General features: G+C 50.2%; 2 protein-coding genes. Both read right to left on the bottom strand.

Annotated features, from left to right (window positions below; all coding sequences use genetic code 11):
• Positions 1-76 precede the first annotated feature (76 nt).
• Positions 77-1285, bottom strand: coding sequence for a pentapeptide repeat-containing protein (locus AC0QH1_RS00975; protein ID WP_324628856.1), 1209 nt, complete (start codon positions 1283-1285; stop codon positions 77-79).
• 360 nt (positions 1286-1645) lie between these two features.
• Positions 1646-4951, bottom strand: coding sequence for an alpha-mannosidase (locus tag AC0QH1_RS00970; protein ID WP_324628855.1), 3306 nt, complete (start codon positions 4949-4951; stop codon positions 1646-1648).
• Positions 4952-5058: the final 107 nt, after the last annotated feature.

Raw genomic sequence — 5058 nt, 5'->3', positions numbered from 1 at the left:
TCGAAATTAGCCTTAAAAATTATTATATCACCTCCACACTCCATGTCAACATCCCGCCGCCAAATTTTGTGGTGGGCTAATTTGCGCGATGATAGGGGGAACCATCGGGCATGGTAGCGCCAAATAGGTCGGTACCTTTTAAATTGACATCAATGAGTTTTGCACTGCTGAGATTGGCATAGCGCAGGTTAGCCCAGCTCAGGTTTGCACCGCTCAAAATCGCACCGTTGAGATTGGCATAGCGCAAATCGGCATTGCTGAGATTAGCGCGGGTGAGGTTTGCACCGCTGAGGTTAGCGCGAATCAAATTCGCATCGTTGAGATTGGCATCCGCCAGGTTGGAATTTCGCAGATCCAGATCGCTAAGATTTTTGCCTTCTTTGCCTTCGCGCACGATCGCCCAAATCAGATCCGAGGGAGAATTGTGTGTGGTTGGATGGAAAGAAACATCCATCACTTCCGCATCGGTAAACTCCTGCGCCGTGGGATAATCCTGGCTGTTGTAGATAGAAACATCAGTGGGTTCTAGGGTGGGGGTTGCAGAAGCGATCGCGGTTTCCGCCTCACTCCGTTTCTCTTGCGAAGCGGGGGTAAATGCCCGATCGAGGAGATGCAAGCTGTCTAATTGCTGGGAAAACTGCGCTAATTTAGCTTCGATTTCTGCCCGGGTAGCGGTTTGCTGCTGCAGTTGGGTGAGGGTATCTATTAACTGCGGCACTTGCTGCAAAATATCTTCCTGATGATGTTCCACCGATTCCATCCGCTGATTTAATCCTTCTATATCCGTGAGGGTGGGGATTAACTGTTGCAGTTGAGTGTGGAGTGCGTCAAGTGCGGCTTGCGTCTGTTGTTCGCGAGACAGGGTTTGCTGTTGTAGCTGCTGGGTGGTGGCTTCGAGTTGGGCGATCGCGACGGCGAGTGTGTGCTGTAATCGTTGCCCTTGGGTTTCGAGTTGTTGTAATTCCTCAGTGGTTTGTTCCATGTCATCGAGGCGATCGCGAATCGGATCCAGATTTGGGGGGGCGGGCAATCCATCGATTCGATCCTGCATTTGCGTCAATTCGGCAGTAGTTTGCGATCGATGGCGGTTCAAGCGTCGAGATTGGTTGGTAAAATGCAAGGCAATGGCGATCGGCAGGGGCGCGGCGACATACAGCACTTGCTGAGAAATCGCCGTCGCCACGGTTCCCACCCCTGAAGCCAGAAGCCAGAGATATTCAGCCCTTTCTAACAGATTTCGCCCTTGGCGATCGCTGGATGATTGATGCTTCTTTTTGATATGCATCGGTTTAATTCCCGCAAGGATACGAATGAAACCCGACTCAGTTTTAACGCTGATTGGTTTATCCTATCACTGTGGTGACTTTTTGCCTAGAGGCAAGGCGAAAATTTTCCTAAAAATGCACCCAAACCCGGTTATTGCAGCACTCTAGGCGGTTTTGCATTTTTTCTGCAATTGAGAAAGGGGCGAGAAGGAAGTCGCGACTTAACCAGCTTTCGTTTTCTTTCTCCCCCGGATTAAATTGCATTGACTCCTTCCCAGACACCACGGGAAAGCTTTTCCCAAGGGTACTGCACCTTTCGAGACAACCATCCTTTGATAACAGATAATTCGAGGATCGTGGGAATTTTACACTTTATAGGGTTAACGAGAAATACATTCAAAGCTGGATATTTTCCAGGGGGAGATACTCACTGAATTTTCCTCAGAAAAATTTTCTGGTGAATCCATTTCTCTTTCTAAAATATCCACAGCACGAAGCCATTGCAATCCCACATCGCTGGTGAGGGTAAGTTGAGCTTCTTCGCCCATAGATTCATAACAGCGTAAAATCCAGCGCTGCGGGTTGTTTTCCGCCTGCTTTAACGCCATAATCACTAGATTTTCTGCGGATAAATCCACAAAACTGGCTGTAGGTTTAGGCGAGAATTTGTTGGCTGCTGGTTGCGCGGAGAATTTATCTAGAATTCGGACTTGTAAGGGGAAATTCAACTCATAGCCGCGTCGAACGGTTTGAGCGGATTTCCAGTTTCCCGAATGAGGATAAATGGCATAAGTAAATTCGTGGGTTCCGATATCGGCGGCTGGATCGGGCCAAGTGGAACCGCGCAGCAGGGTTAGGCGCAGACGATCGCATTGGGCATCATAGGCGTATTTGCGATCGCTTAATATGCTGACGCCGTAATTTTCTGCACTGATATCGGCCCAGTTTATTGCCGGCACTTCCCATTTCGCTTGTTCGGCGGGAGTTTGCGGTTTTGTGGGACGCGCGATCGCACCGCAGGGCATTTCATAGGTAGCATTTTCGGCGTTTAAATTCACCGGAAATGCGGCTTTCACCATCACGTGACGCCCTTGCCAATTGACTTGGTTGGCAATAGTTAAAACCGATGAATCGGCGGCTAATCGGTACTCTTGGATAAACTCCGATTCGCCCAGTTTTCGCACCACGCGCAAGCGCTGCAAGAGTTCGCCGCGTTCCACCCATTCTAGCGCTTGCAAGCGGGGGGCGGGTAAAGGATATTGCGGGTAATTGGGGTCAATATTCCAAGCGTCCCAATATTGCCCGCTATCTTCAAAAGCTTGCAGTTGATTTCCGTTAGCGGTTAGCACCTCTCGGTTGGCTTTTTTGTCGAATAGGCGACATATTTCTCCGGTTTTGGGGTCGATTTCAACGCGCAAATGTGGGTTTTCGAGGATAAATTGCTTGGGGGAATTATCGGGATAATTGAGTGTTTTTTGGGAGAGAATATTAGGAGACATATTCTCGGATTTAGCGTTTCCAGGCTTAGGCTGAGAAGGAGGGTGGGAGGGGGAAGTTTGTTGGGGCGATCGCATTAGCCAGAAGACGCGATAACCGATAGAGGGGATATTTTCAGCGGCAAAGAATAAGGTAGTTTTGCTGCGCTGCGATCGCAGCGATTTTCCGGCACTATTATAAACTTGCCATTCCCTATCCGATGGATTGCTTTCCGGTAATTCTATTGCCACAATTTCCGAACGCTGCCAATTGAGAGAATTGAAAACAATTATCGGTTGAGCCTCGCAGAGAAAGGATAGTGGGGCGGGGCAAATGTGCGGGGAAATCGCATGCAATGCCCGATTTAAAAGCTCTTTGCCCTGGCGTTTGGCGGCGCGCCAATTTTCATTTGCCTCGCGATACACTTCCGGAATTGCCGAACCGGGTAAAATATCGTGGAATTGGTTAAATAACACCTGTTTCCATGCAGTTTCTAGTGCGGATTTCGGATAAGGTGCATCGGCAATAATGGTGGCCAAAGCAGAAAACAGTTCCGCTTCATATAACAACTGTTCGCAGCGACGGTTAAAGGATTTTTGGTCGCCATGCGTGGTGTAGCAGCCCCGGTGAAATTCTAAATAGAGTTCATCGTTCCATACCGGAAGGGTAGGGGAAGAATCGTGATTTTTGCGCTCATTTGCCCAGCGGTGCAAGTGTTGCAAATAGGCGGAGGCAGTGGTAAACTTTTGGGGGGGGAAAAAGGGAGAACTTTGCCAGCGATCGCTCAGTTCCAACATATCCCGCGTTGGTCCGCCGCCGTGGTCTCCCACTCCGGGCAACCACAAGCAATCATTCCCCCGAGTTTTTTGCTGCCAATTGGCGGCATAATCGGCCATTTTTACCGGGTCGATACCTTCGCCAATTGGTGCAGACATGAGGCTAAAAATTTCCGTACCATCGGGCGATCGCCACTGAAATAAATCATAGGGAAACTCAGTAGTATCGTTCCAGCGTAGCTTTTGGGTGACGAAGTATTCGATGCCGCCTAATTTAAAAAATTGCGGCAATTGCCAGCAAAAGCCAAAACTATCGGGAAGCCATGCGACGGGAGAGAGCTGACCGAATTTTTCCAGACAATAACGCTGCCCGTAAAGCACTTGTCGCGCGATAGATTCGCCGCCGATAATATTCAGTTCCGGTTCTACCCATAAACTCGCCGCCACTTCCCATCGTCCCGCTTTGACTTGACGGGCGATCGCCGCAAACATATCCGGGCGATTTTCTTCAATCCAGGCATACAAAGCGGCGGTAGAATGAGAAAAAGTAAGCTGGGGAAACGCTTCCATTAAATTAAGAACTGAGGCAAAAGTAGACTGAGCGGCGTCCCACGTTTCTGAAATTGGCCACAACCAAGCTAAGTCTAAATGGGCGTGACCCATGAGGAATATTTTCGCCTCAGTGTGGAACGTTTGGCGAAGGGTTGTGCGCAATTGAAACAGCGATCGCTCGAATTGGGGGACGCTGTGGGGTAAAGCATTCCAAGGGATATCCTCGAGGAATTGAGAGAGGGTAGCCAGTTGAGATTCCCCATCGGAATTGCGGGGGGCGAAGTGACAGAAAACTGCCAATTCATCTGCGAGAAAACCGGGGTCGATGCGGGGGGAATCCGGTTGTTCGTAAAGGCAAAGCGATCGCACCAATGCGCCGCGATCGTGACCTGGACTCACCAGACGGATAGCCACCGCGATCGCCGCATTAGGCGATACACTGGTATGCAAGCAAAGGCGAGTATTGCAATCGAACAAATCCCCCCGTTGCACGAGTTGCCCGTTAACGAAAATTTGGGCATCTTCCGCCCACCAACTGAGGGCCAAGCGCCAGCAACAGCCGGCTAGGGGATAGCCGTGCAATGCAGAAGGTGCGACGAACTGCTGAGCCAACCAGATACCCTGCGACCCCGAGGCCCAGTTCACATGGGCGCGATGGTTCACCGAGGCGATCGGCCATTTCTCGAACACCTGGGGGTTTGTCGCTTCGCAAACCGGGAGGTCTGAGTCACACCGTTTCCAACGGGCGATCGCATTGACTTGGGTCAGTTGGCGCAATCTGGCGATTGAGTGATAAATTTTATCCCGATAGTCTGTCATAAAATTGGCTCGAATTTCGATATGATGAGAAAGGGGGTTGCCCGACCCTTGTGGATAGCCCATTATTATAATTTCATATTGCCGAGGGGAAATGTCAGCACCCCGCGCTAAAGAGACGGGGCTTCTAGCCCCTGACTTTAGGTAGCTGACCAGCCTAAGCCCTACGAGGG

This window comes from Phormidium sp. CCY1219 (assembly GCF_055795085.1).
This window is presented reverse-complemented; position numbering and strand designations above follow the sequence as displayed.

Excerpts from the sequence above, each read along its gene's own strand:
- AC0QH1_RS00975 (WP_324628856.1), bottom strand. The coding sequence starts at position 1,285 with ATGCATATCAAAAAGAAGCATCAATCATCCAGCGATCGCCAAGGGCGA.
- AC0QH1_RS00970 (WP_324628855.1), bottom strand. The coding sequence starts at position 4,951 with ATGGGCTATCCACAAGGGTCGGGCAACCCCCTTTCTCATCATATCGAA.